Genomic DNA, 20,274 nt, shown 5'->3' on the forward strand with positions numbered 1-20,274 from the left:
CTTTTTAAAGTGATTTGTTTTTTGATCCAGATAATTCGATATACTCTTTGACGACTGCTTTTCCTGCTTCGATGGTTTGGTGGACCAGGGTCGGATAATCGCTTTCCGGACAAGCATTCAGCTGTTGGTGCAGGGCATTTCTCTGGGCTTTCATAAAATCAGCCCCTACATTGATCTTATTGATCCCTAATGCCACGGAACGCAAGATATTTTCACTGCCGGCTCCCGAGCCGCCATGCAAAACCAGCGGTAGGTCAGTGGCTTCTTTGATTGTTTGAACGATGTCAAAGCGAAATGCCGGACGATATCCTGCTGGATAATCCCCATGACTGGAGCCGTAAGAAAGGGCGAGACAGTCGACCCCGGTTGCTCGAATAAAATGGATGGCTTCCTCTGGATCGGTATACATCCCATCGCTAGTAAACTGATCCCCAGCCACTGCTCCCATGTCCCCAACTTCTGCTTCGACACTGGCATTATAGGCTTGCGCAAACTGTACGATCTCTTTGGTGATGGCGATGTTTTTTTCTAAAGGATGCATAGAGGCATCCATCATGACGCTTGAGAACCCTTCATGGAGACATTGTTTGACGAAGGCGATATCCTGTCCGTGATCCAGATTGATGGCAACCTCCACATTGGCATTTTCCGCCATTCGAATGATCGGCTGGGTTAAGTAACGATGATCTAGATGGGTCTTTAAATGGTCTTGCAGCAAATCCACGATGATGGGTGCATGTGATTCTGCAGCGGCATCGATCACTGCTTTAGCGGTTTCCAGGTTGAAACAATTGATGGCCATAACCGCATAGTTTTCTCGATTGGCTTTTTGCAGCATCTCTTTCATTGATACATACATCTTCTTCGCTCCTTTTTTTAGGAAATTTCAATCGACGAAAAGTCAATGTCTTCTTCCTCTTCCATGATCGGCATTTCCACGGGTGCCTTTTTCAATGCAAACAGCAAAACACCGGTGATGGCAGAACCAATCAGGAGTGCGATGGTAAATTTCAGTGGATCCGTCATGGCAGGAATGATGAAGACCCCACCAGATGGCACTGGTGAACCGACGCCCCAAACCATGCTTAGACCACCGCCGACGGCTGCTCCGACCGTACAAGAAAAAATGACGCGAAACGGGTCGACGGCAGCGATCGGGATCACTCCTTCTGTAATCATACAAAGGCCCATTGGAAAAGCGATCTTGATGTTGTCTTCTTCTTCCGTAGAATATTTGGGCCGGCGTAAGAGACGAGAGAGGCCCCAAGAGATCGTAACACCAAAGGGAGGCACCATTGAGGCTAAAATTTTCACGGCTTCGGGTTCTTGAATGCCTTCCAGTAATAGACCATCAGCAAATAGCGAGGCGACTTTGTTGACGGGTCCGCCAAAATCAAAGGCAGCCATGCCACCGACAATCGCGCCAAATAAGAAATTCCCCGAGCCTTGCAGATTCGTTAAGAAAGTAGTCAACGCCTCCGTAGCCCACACGATCGGTACACCGATGACGAAGAACATCAAAGCACCGACGATCAGTGTCGACAAGACCGGTACGATCATCATTGGCATCAGACCTTGTGCCCAACGTGGTACTTTAAGGTTTTTTACTAAGAATAAGACCAGATAACCTGCGAGATAGCCTCCTAACATTCCCCCTAAAAAGCCTGCGCCAATCGCATTGGCAATCAGTCCCATAAAGAGTCCCGGAGCGATTCCTGGACGATCAGCAATGGAATAGGCGATCGCGGCAGCGATCACTGGCGCCAGCAGCCCCATCCCTAAAACGCCCAGCGAGACCAGTGCATCCGGGATCGTATAGGCAGCATCGTAATTTTCAATGACTGTGCCGTTGGTAAGATTGCCGATCGCAATCAAAAGCCCGGCTGTGACAACGACCGGCAGCATATACGAGATGGCGGTTAAGGCATGTTTTTTCAACTGCAGCTGTTTCATCATTTGTTTCATCCCCCTTTAAATTTGAATTGTCAGAACATTTATTGATTCATCCCTGATTTAATTTTTCTTCAATTGTTTCAAGCAAACGCTTAGGCGCTTTGATCACCATACTAGTTGGAATTTCTACTATTCGCTTGCCTTCAAAGCGGTCTCTGCCGCCGATTTTGATATCTGCCGCAATAATGACAACATCGGCTGCTTGAATAGCGGCTTCCGTCAATTCACTTTCCGTCCCGATGGTTCCTTGGGTTTCGATATGGACTTCATGACCAAGTTCTTTCGCAGCTGTTTCGATTTTCTGCTTAGCAATATACGTATGAGCGATTCCTGAAGTACAAGCAGCTACACCAACGATTTTCATCTTTTCTCCCCCTTTCTTAGTTTTCTGCCATTGGATCTTTAGCAAGCAAGGTCATCATTTGATCCTTTGTCCCTGACGCAACGAGACGATCAATAAACGATTCATCCGCTAGTAGCATCGCTACCTTTTGCAGCAGTTTGATATGCATCGTATTGGCATCGGTATTTTTGACTGCAAACAAGATAATTACTTGAACGGGCGCTTCATCGATGGACTCCCATTCAAGCGGACGCTTGGTTTTTCCGATCACTAAAGAGGTTTTTTTCACACTGTCCGACTTTCCGTGAGGAATTGCCAATCCATGCCCGATACCGGTCATTCCTTCCGTTTCTCGGGCAAAGACATCTTGGGTGAACCCTGCTAAATCGGTAATTATCTGGTTTTCATATAAAAGTTCAGACAGTTCAGTGATCGCTTCTTCTTTTGAATTCGCTTCCATTTCCATCTTGATAAGATTGGGATTGATTACATCTGCGATGCTGAACGCTTGGATCGTTTGGCTTTCGTTTTTCATCTTTACATCTCTCCTAATAGTTGTTTGACTCGCTTTTCATCCTGTTTGGTAAATACCGAATTGACTAAAATCGTCGGCACCTTCGTTTCTACTGGCAAATTAATGGTGGTTAAGATCAGATCGATATCCTGATAGTCTTGCGCATGCTTTCGGTACATACGAGCGGAAAGCACATCCACGATATCCAACTCTGGAAATGCCCGTTGGACTTTGACTTTCAGCAGTTCAGAAGTCCCTACGCCGCTGCTGCACATAATTAAGACTCGCTGTCTGCGCCGACGAATGACTTTAAATTTCACAAAATACAGAACCAAGAAACCAATCTCGTCTTCCGATATGGGATTCGTTCCATAGGTTTGCTCCACTTCCTTGCTGACTTGTGCCACTTGCTCAAAAATCCTTGGGTACTCTAGTTGAATGTCATTCAGCAGCCCATTTTTCACGATAATTTTATTCTTTAGCCGATAGAGCATCGGCTGGATATGGCAAAGTAGATTGGTCTTGTCTGTTTGCTGGTTCAATTTGATACCCAGTGCTTTTTCCATCCGCTTAGTAAAAAACTCCGTGATTTCGCTGGCTTCTTTTGTCAGATTGGTCATTGCCAAGGGTTTGTTTTCCACTCTGGAAGACACTAGATACTGGTAGAGATAAAATACCTCACTTTCTGGTAGCTCCGTCACGAGATAGGCATTGATTTTTTCAATCACTTGTTGGGCAATTTGATAAAACTCTTGGTGCTGTTCAATCAAATGCTGTTCTTCCTCATCTAAACCCTCAATTATCTCTTCGCGGTCAATTTCTCCTTCCCTCATTCGTAAAATCAGAATATACAGATGCGAGAAAATATTCATATTGTAAGGATACGCAATACTGTTCGCGAGTTTTCGCTCAATGAATTCAAGAATGGAGGTAATAAAGTTGATATCAAAGGCATTGATGGGATATTTTTGCGCGACCATTTCTTCATTCCACACATGGGTTTTCGTAAAGAGATCATTGACACAGCGACGGATATTTTTTTCGGTACCAATCACTGCAATTCTCTTATCGGATCGGATCAATTGGAGTTCAAAGTACTGAAAATATTCCGAAAGACGATTGATATCACTACTTATCACTGCTTCACTCAAATAGTAAGGGGCGAACAGCTCTTTGATCATTAATCGCTTTGGTGATTTAAACAATACATGCAGTGCAATCGCATGACGCCGCTCAAGCGGCTCATCATGTTGATCCGTTTCTTGATTTTCAATCGTGCCTTTGAGATACGCTTCATAATCCAAACAAAATCCTTTGCCGATTTCAGACCGAATGATTTCTGAACCAGCAGCCTCATTGATCCGCTTGATCGTCCGATAAATGGTTTTTGTTGAAACCTTAGCAGCTGTGGCTAGTTCATTAGCGGTCAAATTCATCCCTTGTGTCATAAACTGCTCAATCAAACGTGTTTCTCTCTTGCTCAGCTTCATACTGTCTCCCTCCGTATCTTTACTATAGCCTTCTTTGGCTCGAGTATTTCTTAATCGATGTCCACTGATTTGGACATTTTAAAAATAACGCTTTCATTAATCGTCCCAAATGCCCCTTTTCTAGGAGGAAAGAAGGGCGCATTCATTTTCATGATATTTCCTTTTGCTAAACAAAAAAAGCTTGCCATTCCGAAGAATGACAAGCTTTTCCGTCACACTGAGTCAATCAGGTGCTGGGCATTGATTAGTTCTGGCTGTTCAATGCGTCTTCAGCAGCCATTTGTGCTTCGATGTCTGAGATGCTGTAGACATTTTCGCTGGCAACTGTTACTTCTTTTGGTTCCATTTCACGGTAACGAGGCATACCAGTACCAGCTGGGATGATCTTACCGATGATAACATTTTCTTTCAATCCAAGAAGTGGATCTTTCTTGCCGCGAATCGCTGCATCGGTCAACACACGAGTGGTTTCTTGGAAGGACGCAGCAGACAAGAAGCTGTTGGTTTCCAAAGATGCTTTCGTGATCCCTAGTAGGACTGGACGGCTAGTTGCAGGAACGCCGCCGGCTACCAATGTGTCGTAGTTGCGGTCTTTAAAGTCGGCGATATCCAACAATGTTCCTGGCAAGATGCCTGAATCACCTGGATCCATGACGCGGACTTTACGCAGCATTTGACGAACCATTACTTCGATATGTTTGTCGCCGATTTCTACCCCTTGCATCCGGTAAACGCGTTGAACTTCCCGTAATAGGTAGTTTTCAACAGACAAGACATCGCGAACTTGTAACAGTTGTTTTGGATCGATCGAACCTTCCGTCAATGGCGCACCACGATGGATAAAGTCGCCTTCTGCTACTTTCATCCGGGCAGTATAAGGAACGGTATACGTACGCGTATCGGTTTCCCCTTTGATGGTCACTTCTTTGGTCCGAGTTGAAGGGTCTTCTGAGATATCGATGACTTCTCCGGTAACTTCGGTAATGACCGCTTGTCCTTTCGGATTACGGGCTTCAAAGATTTCTTGGACACGAGGGAGACCTTGCGTGATATCGTCTCCGGCAACCCCGCCGGTATGGAAGGTACGCATGGTCAACTGAGTACCAGGTTCACCGATTGATTGGGCAGCGATGGTACCGACTGCTTCCCCAACTTCAACTTCAGAACCAGTGGCTAAGTTGCGACCATAACAATGTTTACATACACCATGTTTGGTGTTACATGTAAAGACAGAGCGAATGGATACTGTTTCGATACCAGCGTCCACGATGGCTTTAGCTAAATCTTCAGTGATCAATTCATTGACCCCTAGAAGGACTTCGCCAGTTTCAGGATGGATCACTGATTTACGTGTGTAACGTCCAATCAAACGTTCTTCTAAGGATTCGATGATTTCGTTTCCTTCGCGAATTGCTTGAATGTCTAAACCACGGTCAGTACCACAATCGTCTTCACGGATGATGACATCTTGGGCAACGTCAACGAGACGACGTGTCAAGTAACCGGAATCGGCTGTTTTCAAGGCGGTATCGGTCATCCCTTTACGGGCACCATGGGTCGAGATAAACATTTCTAAGACAGACAGACCTTCACGGAAGTTTGAGATGATCGGCAACTCCATGATTCGTCCGTTAGGCGCGGCCATCAATCCACGCATCCCAGCAAGCTGAGTAAAGTTGGAGATGTTACCACGGGCACCGGAATCAGACATCATGAAGATTGGGTTTTTCGCTTCCAATGATTCCATCAGTTTTAACTGAATTTCATCTTTGGCTGCATTCCAAACACCAATAACTCGTTCATAACGCTCGTCATCGGTAATCAATCCACGACGGAATTGTTTCGTGATCGTTTCTACTTGTTTGTGGGCATTGTCGATGATTTCATGTTTTTCGTGCAAGTTCATGATATCAGCGATACCAACGGTGATACCCGCCATTGTTGAGTGGCTGTATCCTAAGTCTTTCATACGGTCAAGCATGCGTGACGTTTCAGTGATGCGGAAACGTTTGAAGACTTCTGAAATGATGTTTCCTAAGTTTTTCTTCTTGAATGGGCCAACAAGCTCTTGTTCTTTGATGAAGGCAGGCACATCTGTACCAGCTTCAATAAAGTACTTGTCTGGTGTTTGAACCGTCAAGTTGTAGTCTGTCGGTTCGTTCAAGAATGGGAATTCTGGTGGCATGATCGAGTTAAAGATCACTTTACCCACCGTTGTTACCATCAAGCGTTGTTTTTGTTCAGACGTGAATGGTTTGTCCCCTAAAGTGTTTGGATTGATGGCGATCCGTGTGTGTAAATGCACGTAGCCATTGCGCCATGCCGTAACTGCTTCGTCCATGTCACGGAAGATCATGCCTTCCCCTTCACGGCCTTCTTCTTCCATCGTCAAGTAGTAGTTCCCTAGGACCATATCCTGAGATGGTGTTACAACTGGTTTTCCGTCTTTTGGATTCAAAATGTTTTGGGCTGCTAACATCAGCATACGTGCTTCTGCTTGCGCTTCTTCGTTCAATGGTACGTGAACGGCCATTTGGTCTCCATCGAAATCGGCATTGTAGGCTTCACAAACAAGTGGGTGCAAACGAATGGCACGGCCTTCAACTAAGACTGGTTCAAATGCTTGGATACCTAATCTGTGAAGCGTAGGTGCCCGGTTCAATAGCACTGGATGTTCTCTGATAACATCTTCTAAGACATCCCAAACTTCGTCTTCTTGACGTTCGATTTTGCGTTTGGCATTTTTGATGTTTGACGCGATTTCACGAGAAACAAGTTCCCGCATCACGAATGGTTTGAACAATTCGATCGCCATTTCTTTTGGCAGACCACATTGGTACATTTTAAGGAATGGACCAACGACGATAACTGAACGACCTGAGTAGTCGACCCGTTTTCCTAGCAAGTTTTGACGGAAACGACCTTGTTTCCCTTTCAACATGTGAGAAAGAGATTTCAATGGGCGGTTCCCTGGCCCTGCAACTGGACGGCCGCGACGACCGTTATCGATCAAGGCATCGACTGCTTCTTGCAGCATCCGTTTTTCATTTTGAACGATGATGTTTGGTGCATTCAAATCTAACAAGCGTTTCAAACGGTTGTTACGGTTGATTACACGACGATACAAGTCGTTCAAGTCACTTGTGGCAAAACGTCCACCTTCTAATTGCACCATTGGACGCAAATCAGGCGGGATAACTGGGATAACGTCCATGACCATCCAGCTTGGTTTGTTTCCTGAAGCACGGAATGCTTCTAAGATATCCAAACGGCGGATCGCACGGGTCCGTTTTTGACCAGTCGCGTTTTTCAATTCTTCTTTTAATTCAGCAACTTCGCCTTCAAGATCAACGCCATCTAATAATTGTTTGATGGCTTCGGCACCCATTGCTGCTGAAAATTCTTGACCGTATTGGTCACGTTTTTCACGGTATTCCCGTTCAGTCAATAGTTGTTTTTTCTCAAGGCTGGTGTTTCCTGGTTCAATCACTACGTATGAAGCAAAGTAGATGATTTCTTCCAATGCACGTGGGCTCATGTCTAAGACAAGACCCATCCGTGAAGGAATGCCTTTGAAGTACCAAATGTGTGATACTGGTGCTGCTAGTTCAATGTGTCCCATGCGTTCACGACGCACTTTTGAACGTGTTACTTCCACGCCGCAACGGTCACAAACGATGCCTTTATAGCGGATCCGTTTGTATTTGCCGCAAGCACATTCCCAGTCTTTGGTTGGACCGAAAATACGCTCGTCAAACAACCCTTCGCGTTCAGGTTTTAACGTACGGTAGTTAATGGTTTCTGGTTTTTTTACTTCACCATAAGACCAGCTTCTGATTTTTTCAGGAGAAGCCAAACCGATTTGCATACTTTCGAATTTATTTACATCGATCAAAAAAGGTTCCCTCCATTTCATTTCATGGACATATCCGATAGAACGGGGGCTATTTCCGCTAGTGGCGGAAATAGCGAGGGCCGTCTATTATTGCAAGCGATCTTCTGCTGTCTCGATTTGTTGGTTCAACGCGTCGGCGGCATTTTTAGCTTCTGTTTGTGCTTTTTGTTCTAATTCACGGGCTGTTTGTTGCTCCGCAAATTTTGTTAAGGCATCAACGGTGATCAAATCATCATCGTCATCATCCATATCACGCAGTTCGATCTCTGCATCATCGATATCTAGGACACGCATGTCTAGACCCAGTGATTGCAATTCTTTTACTAATACGCGGAATGATTCTGGTACACCTGGTTTTGGAATTGGTTCCCCTTTGACGATCGCTTCGTATGTTTTCACACGACCAACCACGTCATCTGATTTGTAGGTCAAGATTTCTTGCAAGGTGTAAGCAGCACCGTATGCTTCCAGTGCCCAAACTTCCATCTCTCCGAAACGTTGTCCACCAAATTGGGCTTTTCCTCCCAATGGTTGTTGCGTAACCAATGAGTAAGGTCCAATGGAACGGGCATGCAATTTATCATCGACCATGTGGGCCAATTTGATCATGTACATGACACCAACGGAGATGCGGCCATCAAATGGTTCGCCGGTACGTCCGTCGTAAAGCACTGTTTTGGCATCGCTGGCCATTCCTGCTTCAGCAACCGTTGCCCAAACATCTTCATCGCTGGCTCCATCAAAGACTGGTGTTGCCACGTGAATGCCTAATTGACGCGCAGCCATTCCTAAATGTAACTCTAATACTTGTCCAATGTTCATCCGAGAAGGTACCCCTAATGGGTTCAGCATGATATCGACTGGTGTGCCATCTGGTAAGAAAGGCATGTCTTCTTCTGGCATAATGCGAGAAACGACCCCTTTGTTTCCGTGACGTCCGGCCATTTTATCCCCTTCATGGATTTTCCGTTTTTGAACGATATAAACGCGAACCAGCATGTTCACACCTGGTGACAATTCATCGCCAGCTTCGCGGGTAAAGATTTTGACATCGTGGACGATTCCGCCGCCGCCGTGAGGCACGCGTAGAGAAGTGTCACGCACTTCGCGGGCTTTTTCACCAAAGATTGCGTGCAACAAACGCTCTTCTGCTGAAAGTTCCGTTACCCCTTTTGGAGTGACTTTCCCAACAAGCAGATCGCCATCTTTGACTTCCGCACCAATGCGGATAATACCCATTTCGTCTAGGTCTTTCAACGCGTCTTCCCCAACGTTCGGGATTTCGCGAGTGATTTCTTCAGGTCCTAATTTTGTGTCGCGGGCTTCTGATTCATATTCTTCAATATGGACAGAAGTGTAAACATCATCTTTCACCAAACGACGGCTCATGATGATGGCATCTTCATAGTTGTACCCTTCCCAAGTCATGAATGCGACTAAGACGTTTTGTCCTAGTGCCATTTCGCCTTGTTCCATAGATGGGCCATCTGCTAAGATGTCGCCTTTTTCCACTTTTTCACCAAGTGCCACTAATGGACGTTGGTTGTAGCTGGTTCCTGAGTTTGAACGACGGAATTTGGTAACAGAATAAACGTCCAATGCGCCATTGTCACGACGAACGCGCACTTCGGCTGCATCCACGTATTCTACGATCCCATCATGTTTACATAACAAAGCAGCTCCTGAGTCATGTGCTGATTTGTATTCCATACCAGTACCAACCCAAGGTGCTTTCGGATTGATCAATGGTACAGCTTGCCGCTGCATGTTGGCACCCATCAAGGCACGGTTGGAGTCATCGTTTTCCAAGAAAGGAATACATGCGGTTGCGACTGCGACTACTTGTTTTGGTGATACGTCCATGTAGTCGACTTTATCGATCGATACTTCCAAGTTTTCAGAAGTAGCACGCGCCATAACAACGTCGTTTACGAAAGAGCCGTCTTCATTTAACAAGCTGTTTGCTTGGGCCACAACGTAGTGGTCTTCGGTATCGGCAGTCAAGTAATCGATCTTGTCTGTAACACGGCCTGTTTCGCGGTCAACTCGACGGTATGGTGTTTCAATGAAGCCATACTTGTTGACTTTGGCATAAGAGGCCAAGCTGTTGATCAACCCGATGTTTGGTCCCTCAGGCGTTTCGATCGGACACATACGGCCATAGTGGGAATAGTGAACGTCTCGGACTTCATAGCCAGCACGATCACGCGTCAAACCACCAGGTCCTAAGGCAGATAGACGACGTTTATGGGTCAACTCACCCAGTGGGTTTGTTTGGTCCATGAACTGTGACAACTGAGAAGAACCAAAGAATTCTTTGATACTTGCGACAACCGGACGAATATTGATCAATTGTTGTGGTGTCAAGGTTTCGGTGTCTTGGATCGACATCCGTTCACGAACGACACGTTCCATCCGAGCAAGCCCGATCCGGAATTGGTTTTGCAATAATTCACCAACAGAACGAATCCGACGGTTTCCTAAGTGGTCGATGTCATCGACATTGCCGATGCCTTCCATCAAGTTGAAGAAGTAGCTCATTGAAGCAATGATGTCTGCTGGACGAACGGTACGTGTGGCAGTATCTGGATAGCCATTACCGATCACGTTGACTTCTTGTTCTGGATCTTTTGGTGAAAAGACTTTGATGACTTGGACCGTCATTGGTTCGGTAACGACCCCATCTTCTGATGGATAGTACGTTACACTGTTTAGGCCATTATCGATAAATGCGCCTAGTGTTTCCATGACTTGGTGAGTCAAAACAGTGCCTTTTTCAACAATGATCTCGCCTGTTTCAGGGTCAACCAAGGTTTCTGCTAAGGTCAAGTTCAATAGACGTGTTTTCAAGTCTAATTTTTTGTTTACTTTGTAGCGACCAACATTTGCTAAGTCGTAACGTTTTGGATCGAAGAAACGTGCGTTCAGCAAGCTGCGTGAGCTGTCTGCTGTTTTTGGCTCGCCTGGACGAAGACGTTCGTAAACATCTTTCAATCCTTCTTCGGTACGAGAATCGCTTGCGTTTTTATGCAAGTCTTTTTCGATCGTGTTACGCAATGATTCACTGTCGCCGAAAATTTCAAAGATCGTGTCATCAGAACCAAACCCTAGGGCACGGACTAAGACCGTCAAAGGAATTTTACGGGTACGGTCAATCCGTACGTAAGAGATATCTTTGGCATCAGTTTCCATTTCTAGCCACGCACCGCGGTTAGGGATAACAGTTGAACCAAAGCCTTCTTTGCCGTTTTTATCGACTTTGCCATGGAAATATACACCTGGAGAGCGGACCAACTGAGAAACGATAACCCGTTCTGCCCCGTTGATGATAAAGGTTCCTTGTTCAGTCATTAATGGGAAATCACCAAAGAATACTTCTTGGGATTTGATTTCCCCGGTTTCACGGTTCGTCAAACGCAAAGTAACATGTAATGGTGCCGAATAGTTTGCATCATGGGCACGGGCTTCTTCTACTGTATACTTTGGTTCTTTCAATTCATAATCCACAAATTCTAGGGACAAGTTACCGTTGAATCCTTCGATTGGCAAAATATCTTCAAACATTTCTCTGAGGCCCTCATCTAGGAACCATTGGTAAGAGTCGGTTTGAATTTCAATCAAATTCGGTAATTCTAATACTTCACTGATCCGTGCGAAACTTCTACGTTCGCGATGCTTTCCGTATTTTACTACGTGTCCAGCCAAGCTCTTCACCTCTTCATAAAGTCTTTCAAAAAGGCTATCCGATTATTTACAAAACTGTAACAAATATTAAATATAGGTTACAGAAAGCATTTTTTGCGGCTTTTAGGCAAAAAAAAACCAAAAATAGAACGGATGCATTGGGCATTTTCTACTTTTGTTTCCTTATTCCTAAGCCGAAACGGACAATATTTCGTTTCTGCTTTTTTCGTTCAGATAGTTTTTGCAACTCCTTATTATACAGATGAAGCACTTCTCTGTCAAGCTTTCATTGGAAGTTCCAATGCTTTTCTGATGCACCCATTTCCTAAGATTTTCTAAAGAAAAAAACAAGGCTGGTGTGGACGGTTTTTCGTAAGAAACTACTTTGCTTTTTGCCGATTTCTTGCTATGCTAACGAAAACGTTACACGTGAAACATTAGGAAGGATATCCTTATGACGACAAAAGAAAAAATACTGACCTTATTACAAAAAGAAGATACTGTGCTATCTGGAGAGAAACTAGCCCAAGCTTTGTCGATCTCCCGCACCGCAGTCTGGAAAGCCATTAAAGAACTCGAGAAAGAAGGCTATCATTTCGAACACTTGGCCAACGGCTATCGCTTTGTCTCGGATGATCGATACGATCAAGCAGCACTTGCGGCAGCCTTGCCGATGATTCCCACGATTCAAATCAAGGAAGCTGTTGAATCCACCATGAAAGAAGCCAAGATTGCCGCTTTGGATAGTGGTCTGGCAACCCCCGCCCTTTTTTTGACCGAAACGCAAACAGGCGGTCATGGCCGCTTCGAACGACCGTTTTTCTCACCGAAAAAACAAGGGATCTATATGAGCTTGCTTTTAAAACCAAACCAAGCGTTTCAAGAATTGCCGCAATATACCGTTCTGGCGGCGGTAGCAGTTGCCGAAGCCATCGATGCCCTTCTAATGAAGGAAACGGCCATTAAGTGGGTCAACGATCTGTACTTAGATGGAAAAAAAATCTGCGGTATTTTGTCTGAAGCAACCAGTGACTTTGAGACAGGCCGTATTACTTCGGTTGTGATCGGTATCGGCATCAGTTTTTCAATTCCGCAACAGCAGTTTCCAGCAGAGATTCGGGAAAAAGCGACCTCACTCTTTCCTGGTGAAGAGTATCCAACCTTTTCTCGGGCCGCGTTGATCCAAGAAATTTGGCGTCGGTTCTTCCAATTGTTAGCGCAACTGCCTGACATGAATTATATGGCCCGCTATCGGCAGAAATCCTTCGTTTTGGGCCGCACCGTTCAATTTACGCAACAAGGTGTGACCTATGAAGGGATCGCCAAAGACATTACCAACACCGGTGAATTAGTGGTGGAAACAGCGACGGAGCGCAAGGTGCTTTCTTCTGGAGAAATCAGTTTGGAACGGTATTGATGCTGCGAAAAAACCGCAAACCAGCTTGCTGATTCGCTGCTTTCGTAGGCAATCAGTTAAAGCAAGCGCAAGCACAAATGCTCCATAAGCTGACCTGCTTATTCCGAGGAGTCATACAAAAGAACAACCTAGGCAGCTCCCCTTTCTATCGGGTTTAGCCACTGTCACCAAAACTTTACTGTTGCAATCAGGATCGCAGAGAAAGCGAGCCTCATCTTTTCATACTAAGTAGGATGCTTGTTCTTTTATCATGTCTTTTCTACAGTTTTTATGCGCTATTTCATTCCCCACATAAAAAAGATCGACCTGCTCTTTCAAGAGCGGGTCGATCTTTTTTTTAAAGCAATTGCCACAACAGACAGAAAAGCAAGCCCAAAGCATAGCTGCTGTTGAATAGAATCATGTTCTTAATCGAATAGCCGAAACTACGTGGGTGGGGCAGGCTAGCTTGATGCTCTTTCAAATTTTGGTGGATTTTCGGCAGTGTCAGAAACACGAGCAAAATCGGCCATTGGAAGAGACCAAACAAGAGGCCCAATAAAATAGCGGCGTAGGAAGCTAGCATCATTCCTTGAAACAGACGGATACCTGCTTCGCGACCGATGTAGTACACCAGTGTGTAGCGGTGATTTTCGATATCGGCTTCCAGATCCCGTAAGTTATTGGCTAACATGATGTCAGCAATCGTGAAAATCAATGGCAAGGATGCCAACACAATCGCACAAACGGCCCAGAGGTTCCCCACTAAGCCAAAGGTCCCGTTCGCAAAATCCAGTGCCAGATAAAAAACTTTTTGATCAATAGTATTGATATAGATCGTGATGGCAAAAATCCCTAATCCCATCGTTACGCCGCTGAACACCTCGCCTAAAGGCATCCGCGATAACGGAATGGGGCCAAAGGTATAAAAGACTCCGATAAAGCAAACGACCAACCCCATCACTAGCAGCAACCAGCCAGTGACAAACGACAAGTAAAGACCAATTAACAAGGTTCCTGCCAACATCGCAAAAATCAGATTGCGAACAGTAGCTTCTGAGATGTTTTCTCGCCCGATCACATTGTGCTGGTATTTGTAGGTTTCTGATTTGGCTTTTTTGAAATCCATATAATTGTTGATGGACGTTGTCGTCAAATCAAACAGCAGCATCCCCAGAAAAAAGATTGCGGTATTCAAAGGATGAAATTCATGAAAATACACCAACGAGAACAACACACCCATAATGAAGGGGAAGACACTGGCCACTTTGGTACGGATCTCCACTACTTCTAAAAACACTGAAAGAGACATCTTTCACTCCTCCTATTCTAAATCAGCACGATCACCCATCGTGTAGCCTGATTCCTCTGAAAGCTCAAAGGTATTTTTGATGCCGTCTGTTACGTACACTTTATCTTCTTTTGTGATAAAGATCGCATCGGTCCCCTTTTCGGTATGCTGTTCGATATAAGCCAAGCCTTCTTTGACCCCTTTATCAAACGCCACCGTAGTCAACCCGTCACCATCGATGGATTTGTCGGTGATCACAGTCACACTTGCTACATCGCTATCGTAAGGATAACCAGTCTCAGAATCAAAAATATGGTGATACGTTTTGCCGTCTACTTCTAAGTAGCGTTCGTAGATCCCTGAAGTAACCACTGTTTTATTGGTTTCTTTGATACTACCGATAATCGAGCCGCGAGATTTGTTCGGGTCTTGGATTCCGACATTCCATGGCTCATCTGTGCCACGGTTACTATGACCTAACACATAGACATTCCCGCCCAAATCGACGATCGCGGAAGTCACGCCATTGTCCTTCAACACTTTGACGACTTCGTCCGTGATATAGCCTTTAGCGATCGCCCCAAGGTCAAGGATCATGTCCTTGTCTTTTAAATAAACGGTTTGATCTTCATCGTTAAACTCGACTTGTTCATAATTGATATGTTTCAATGCTTCATCGATCTCAGATTGCTCTGGCTTGCGGGCATCATCAAAGCCGATTCGCCATAATTGGGTGATGGCACCGATGGCCATATTAAAGCCGCCTTCTGATCTCACACTGTAATCGTAAGCTTCTTTTAGCAAATAATAAATATCATCCGAAACCTTCACTGGTTTGATGCCAGCTTGCGCATTGATTTCATCGATCTCTGATCCTGCTTGGTTGATGGTGATTTTATCGCCTAATTCTCTGATGCGGTCAAAGGCTGGCTTCATAGCGTCCTCTTTGCCTTCATCATAAATGCGGATTCGAGTATAAGTGCCTAATAAAAATTCTTCTTGAAAATATGGTTCTTCCCGCAGCGTCGTTGCTTCCTGATTACTGCCACAAGCTGCCAACATTGTGCCTAAAAAAACAAACATCAGAAAAAACGTTACTTTCTTTTTCATGATTTTCCTCTTTTCTATTGTCTTCAACCTTCATATAATAGCCTTTTTTTGGCAGAATGAAAAGGGGCATTCCGTGATTTCTCAAGGTATTTTAGGAATCCTTAATCGATGCTTTCCATCATTAAAGAACCCATTTCTTTTTAAAAAAAGTACTCACCAGATTGCTTTTTTTTGCACGAACTTTCCCCCTCTCATGGTTGCCCACAAAAAAAACAGCATTCAAAACGAATGCTGTCCTCTTAATGGAAAGAAGTTGTGATTATTCAGTAACGAAGTTATCCACTTCGATTATTGTTTGGTCGCCTTTTTCAGCGGCATTCAACAATTGTTGTGCATAGATAACAAAGCTGTGGAAGCTGTGGGTTGCTCCTGAAACAACATCCATGTCTGCCACAGAGCCGTCTTCGGCATTGACTGCAGAAACAAAGGCTTCATTGAAGTTTGGAATGAACTCTTCTGGACTTGTACCAGATTTTGCTTCCATGTTTTCGTTGTATGATGCATCATCTTTTTTCGACTCGCCGGCTTCGTTTAGGTAGTCGTAGTTTGATTCAGAGATTTTGCCGTCAGCCACAGTCATTGAGAAGACCACGCGGTAACCGTTTGAGTAGTTCTTTTCTTCTAATGTATAGGTTCCGTCTTGCAAGTCTGCACCGTTGTCGATTTCAATGGTATCCGTGTTGCCTGCTTGCGCCGCTTGAATCAATTGTTGTGCATAGTTTTGGAAGGAATCAAAGGAATGAGTCGCGCCAGAAACTACTTCGATTGAAGAAGGGCTTTGTGCGGCAACTAATTCTTCATTGAATTTAGGAATAAATTCTTCTGGACTGATGCCTGCTTTTTCTTTCATCGTTTCATTGTATTCAGTGTTTTCTGTTTTTGATTCGCCATCCGCATTGACGTTGTCATATTTTGATTCAACGATTTTGCCGTCTTTGACTGTGATCTCAAATGTGACACGGTAGTCGTTTTTATAGTTCTTTTCTTCTAAACGATACGTCCCATCTTGCATTGGCTCGCCCGCAACAATGGTTGCTTCCGTGCTTTCTGTTGATGCTGAATCGCTTGCAGAAGTTTGTGATGTACTTTCACTAGTTGACGAAGAAGCTGTGTTATTGTCATCTGCTCCGCAACCCCCTAACAACATTGCTGAGAATGAAAATACCGCCATACCTACAATCAATTTCTTTGCTTTCATAATTATCCACCTTTTACTTGTTTATTTTCCCCACAAAAAAGTTTGTGATACATCTAACATTGTAAAGTAAATTTACGATATGTCAACCGCTTCCTTTCCGCTTTTTTACGGAAAAAGGACTTAATTTTTGATTTTCGCAAGTTTTCACGAATTTCAGGAAATATGCGTTTTTTTCATCAGAATCGTTAGACAAATGAACCATTTGTCTATATAATAGGAACGATTGTGTAATTATTATCATAGATTATTTTTATTAAGGAGAGATTTGCAATGGCAAAGAAAAACATTGTCGTTGTCGGTGCCGGTTATGCAGGCGTTTCTGCTACGAAGTACATGGCAAAGAAATTGAAAAAAGACAATGATGTTGAGATAACATTGATCGACCGTCACTCTTATCATACGATGATGACTGAACTGCATGAAGTCGCTGGAGGACGTGTAGAACCTACCGCAATTCAATATGACTTGCAGCGCTTGTTCTCACGCAAGAAAAATGTTCGTTTAGTAACCGATACAGTAACTGGGATCGATAAAGAAAATAAAACCGTCCAAACAAAATTAGGTAGCTATTCATTTGACTACTTGATTTTAGGGATGGGTGGCGAACCGAATGACTTTGGTACACCTGGTGTTAAAGAAAACGGCTTTACTTTATGGTCATTTGACGATGCTGTCCGTATTCGCGAACACATTGAAAAAACTGTCGCAAAAGCAGCGATCGAACCAGATGCAGCATTACGCAAAGCAATGTTGACCTTTGTCGTTTGTGGTTCTGGATTTACCGGGATCGAAATGATCGGTGAACTGATCGATTGGAAAGATCGTTTAGCTTCCGATTATAAATTGGACCCAAGTGAAATCAGCTTGAAAGTCGTTGAAGCAATGCCAACGATCTTGAACATGCTTGATCGTAACGATGCAGCCAAAGCAGAACGCTACTTGAAGAAAAACAATGTTGATCTTGTCTTGAATGCACCAATCGTTGAAGTGGCACCTGACCACATCAAACTAAAAGATGGTTCAACGATCCCAACCCACACATTGATCTGGACTGCCGGTGTCAAAGGAACTAGCGATGCTGCTGATTTCGGTTTAGAAACAGCCCGTGGTTTCCGTCTAGTTGCCAATGAGTACATGGAAGCAAAAGGCTACGAAGACAAAAACATCTATATTATTGGTGACTTGGTTTACTTCGAAGAATTCCCGAATACACCAACACCACAAATCGTGCAAGCAGCTGAACAAACAGGTCACACTGCAGCAACGAACATCGTTGCAGCCATCAAAGGCGGCGAAAAACATAAATTCAAAGGAAACTACCAAGGATTTATGGTTTCGATCGGTGCCAAATGGGGCGTGGCGAACTTATTCAATAAGATTCACCTGAGCGGTTTCTTAGCGATCATTATGAAACACATCGTTAACTTGAAATACTTCTTTGATATTCGTTCTGGTTACTACATGTTCCAATACTTGATGCATGAAATCTTCCACATCAAAGATGACCGGACAGTCGCTCGTGGTCACACGTCTCGTTACGGTAACGTCTTGTGGAGTGTTCCGCTTCGTATTTTCTATGGTCTTGTCTGGTTCGTTGAAGCCTTCAAGAAAATTTTAGGTACGAATGGGGAAGTCTTCAAACCTGGTACTTGGTTCGGTGAAGGTTCTTGGTTCCAAGGCAACAGCGTATTCCCTTGGACTTGGGAATATCAAACAGTCGCTGATGCAGCAAGTGGTGCTAGTGAAGCAGCCGATGCAGCAAGTGCCGCTAGTGGCGCCGGTGAAGCAGCCGATGCAGCGACACAAGCCGCACACTTTGGTTTGAGCTATGCTTACGGTGAACAACCAATGATCGTGATCGAAAAATCACCTGACTGGTTCACAAAAGTTATGCAATTTATTATGCCAAACAACGACGTTGCAATGTTCTTCCAAAAATTCATGGTCTTCTTTGAAATTGCTTTAGCTCTTGCATTGATGGCTGGTCTCTTCACTTGGTTAGTGAACGCAACGACCATCGTTTTAGTGTTGACTTTCTGTATGTCTGGTATGTTCTACTGGGTAAACATCTGGTTCATTCCAGTTGCGTTTGCCTTGATGAACGGTTCAGGACGCGCAGTCGGTTTAGATCGTTGGGTAATCCCATGGTTGCAACGTACCCTTGGAAAATGGTGGTACGGTACCCCTCGCTCCTTATATGGCAATAAATAAGCCAGCAAAATAGAATACCTGTACGACTTCATGAGACTAAGACATTCTGATTTTCAATCAGTGTCTTGGTCTCTTTCCAAGTACAGAACTTTTTCTTGATCGTCCTTGCACAGAAATCGGTGGATTATTGAGGATTCAGCTAGTAGAATCTTGTCTTCTTATGCTAGAATGAGACACATCACATGAAAGAACAGGAGTCTTTTTTGATGAAACTAAAAGAATTTATCCGCGATGCCCATTTAAAACCATGGGATGGCGTCATCATACTTGTTTTGATCCTCAGCTCTTTTTTACCGATTTTTATTTTTGGCCAGACGCAAACGGCTGACAAAGAAGCCGTCTTGCGGGTCGATGGGACAGAAATCAAACGTTTTGACTTAGTTGAAGGTCAAAAAACGTACACCTATCTTTATGAAGATGAAGACGGGGATACCAATTTACTGGAGATCGAAGGCGATCGGATCCGAATCAAGGAAGCTGATTGCGGCGACCAGATTTGTGTGCGCCGTGGCTGGGCCAGTAAAAATGGGGAAACCATTGTCTGTCTACCTCATAAATTGGTGATCGAAATCCAAGCCGCAGATGGGAGTGAGACCGACGATCTAATCTATTGATCGTTTGCTTATGAGTCGATTACAACGAATAATTTTCATCTCACTGCTGGTCGCCCAAGGGGTCGTGATTGGTTTAGTTGAAAATATGATCCCTTATCCATTTGCCTTTGCGCCTGGTGCGAAACTAGGTTTGGCAAATTTAATTACCATTATTGCTTTGTTCACCATGCCGAAAAAAGACAGTTTTCTCTTGATTTGGCTAAGACTGATTTTAACGACGTTACTAGGAGGAACGGTTTCGACCTTCTTATATAGTATGAGTGGTTCCTTACTGAGCTACTTTGGGATGTCTTTGGTGAAACAGTTGGGGCCTAAGCGTGTCAGTATCATCGGCATTAGTGCGGCTGGCGGTTTCTTGCACAACGTCGGACAGTTGATCACCGCCTCATGGATCGCTCAATCCTGGAGCGTGATGCTCTACTTGCCGGTCCTGTCTTTCTTTGGGATCTTGTCCGGGATCGCTATCGGGATCGCCGCCAACTACTTGCTGCGTCGTGTTGAAACACTGCGCCGTTTTCAAATTGATTATGAACGCCAGACCAAAGTCAAATGGCGCTCGGATTCAGAATAAAGGA

Annotated in this window: 14 protein-coding genes; 4 read left to right on the top strand and 10 right to left on the bottom strand. The window is 44.4% G+C overall.

Annotation, left to right across the window (positions count from 1 at the left end; all coding sequences use genetic code 11):
• Positions 1 to 4 precede the first annotated feature (4 nt).
• From IGJ26_RS16155 to rpoB, 7 genes are all read right to left on the bottom strand, one after another.
• Positions 5 to 859 (bottom strand): class II fructose-bisphosphate aldolase, encoded by an 855-nt coding sequence (locus IGJ26_RS16155; protein WP_008381753.1) that lies wholly within the window; start codon positions 857 to 859, stop codon positions 5 to 7.
• A 17-nt stretch (positions 860 to 876) separates the two neighbouring features.
• Complete coding sequence (locus IGJ26_RS16160; RefSeq protein ID WP_086298895.1) at positions 877 to 1,956, bottom strand: PTS fructose transporter subunit IIC; 1,080 nt, start codon at positions 1,954 to 1,956, stop codon at positions 877 to 879.
• Positions 1,957 to 2,002: 46 nt separating this feature from the next.
• The gene (locus IGJ26_RS16165; protein WP_005230357.1) at positions 2,003 to 2,317 is read right to left on the bottom strand and encodes a PTS fructose transporter subunit IIB; all 315 of its coding nucleotides are present in this window, start codon (positions 2,315 to 2,317) and stop codon (positions 2,003 to 2,005) included.
• A 16-nt stretch (positions 2,318 to 2,333) separates the two neighbouring features.
• Positions 2,334 to 2,831, bottom strand: a complete 498-nt coding sequence (locus IGJ26_RS16170; RefSeq protein ID WP_061053488.1) for a PTS sugar transporter subunit IIA — start codon at positions 2,829 to 2,831, stop codon at positions 2,334 to 2,336.
• Between the two features lie 2 nt (positions 2,832 to 2,833).
• Complete coding sequence (locus IGJ26_RS16175) at positions 2,834 to 4,300, bottom strand: BglG family transcription antiterminator (protein ID WP_429962065.1); 1,467 nt, start codon at positions 4,298 to 4,300, stop codon at positions 2,834 to 2,836.
• A 244-nt stretch (positions 4,301 to 4,544) separates the two neighbouring features.
• Positions 4,545 to 8,195 (bottom strand): DNA-directed RNA polymerase subunit beta', encoded by a 3,651-nt coding sequence (gene rpoC, locus IGJ26_RS16180; protein ID WP_034871965.1) that lies wholly within the window; start codon positions 8,193 to 8,195, stop codon positions 4,545 to 4,547.
• 87 nt (positions 8,196 to 8,282) lie between these two features.
• Entirely contained in the window at positions 8,283 to 11,900 is a 3,618-nt protein-coding gene (gene rpoB, locus IGJ26_RS16185) for a DNA-directed RNA polymerase subunit beta (protein ID WP_008381746.1), read from the bottom strand.
• Between the two features lie 433 nt (positions 11,901 to 12,333).
• Here rpoB and IGJ26_RS16190 point away from each other — a divergent pair, with 433 nt between their 5' ends.
• The gene (locus tag IGJ26_RS16190; protein ID WP_008381744.1) at positions 12,334 to 13,296 is read left to right on the top strand and encodes a biotin--[acetyl-CoA-carboxylase] ligase; all 963 of its coding nucleotides are present in this window, start codon (positions 12,334 to 12,336) and stop codon (positions 13,294 to 13,296) included.
• A 337-nt stretch (positions 13,297 to 13,633) separates the two neighbouring features.
• Here the strand turns inward: IGJ26_RS16190 and menA are convergent, their stop codons facing one another.
• From menA to pplA, 3 genes are all read right to left on the bottom strand, one after another.
• Positions 13,634 to 14,587, bottom strand: coding sequence for a 1,4-dihydroxy-2-naphthoate polyprenyltransferase (gene menA / locus IGJ26_RS16195; protein WP_008381742.1), 954 nt, complete (start codon positions 14,585 to 14,587; stop codon positions 13,634 to 13,636).
• Positions 14,588 to 14,599: 12 nt separating this feature from the next.
• On the bottom strand, positions 14,600 to 15,676 hold the full coding sequence (locus IGJ26_RS16200) for an FAD:protein FMN transferase (protein WP_016612068.1): 1,077 nt from the start codon (positions 15,674 to 15,676) through the stop codon (positions 14,600 to 14,602).
• Between the two features lie 259 nt (positions 15,677 to 15,935).
• Complete coding sequence (gene pplA / locus IGJ26_RS16205; protein WP_430599753.1) at positions 15,936 to 16,874, bottom strand: extracellular electron transfer flavoprotein PplA; 939 nt, start codon at positions 16,872 to 16,874, stop codon at positions 15,936 to 15,938.
• Between the two features lie 270 nt (positions 16,875 to 17,144).
• Here pplA and IGJ26_RS16210 point away from each other — a divergent pair, with 270 nt between their 5' ends.
• From IGJ26_RS16210 to IGJ26_RS16220, 3 genes are all read left to right on the top strand, one after another.
• Positions 17,145 to 19,085 (top strand): NAD(P)/FAD-dependent oxidoreductase, encoded by a 1,941-nt coding sequence (locus IGJ26_RS16210; RefSeq protein WP_005232989.1) that lies wholly within the window; start codon positions 17,145 to 17,147, stop codon positions 19,083 to 19,085.
• A 206-nt stretch (positions 19,086 to 19,291) separates the two neighbouring features.
• Positions 19,292 to 19,699, top strand: a complete 408-nt coding sequence (locus IGJ26_RS16215; protein WP_010748871.1) for a NusG domain II-containing protein — start codon at positions 19,292 to 19,294, stop codon at positions 19,697 to 19,699.
• Between the two features lie 10 nt (positions 19,700 to 19,709).
• A complete protein-coding gene (locus IGJ26_RS16220) occupies positions 19,710 to 20,270 on the top strand; it encodes a Gx transporter family protein (RefSeq protein ID WP_005232987.1) in 561 nt (186 codons plus the stop codon).
• Positions 20,271 to 20,274: the final 4 nt, after the last annotated feature.

It is taken from the genome of Enterococcus sp. AZ095a (genome assembly GCF_050546735.1).
Taxonomy (GTDB): Bacteria; Bacillota; Bacilli; order Lactobacillales; family Enterococcaceae; genus Enterococcus_D; species Enterococcus_D entomosocium.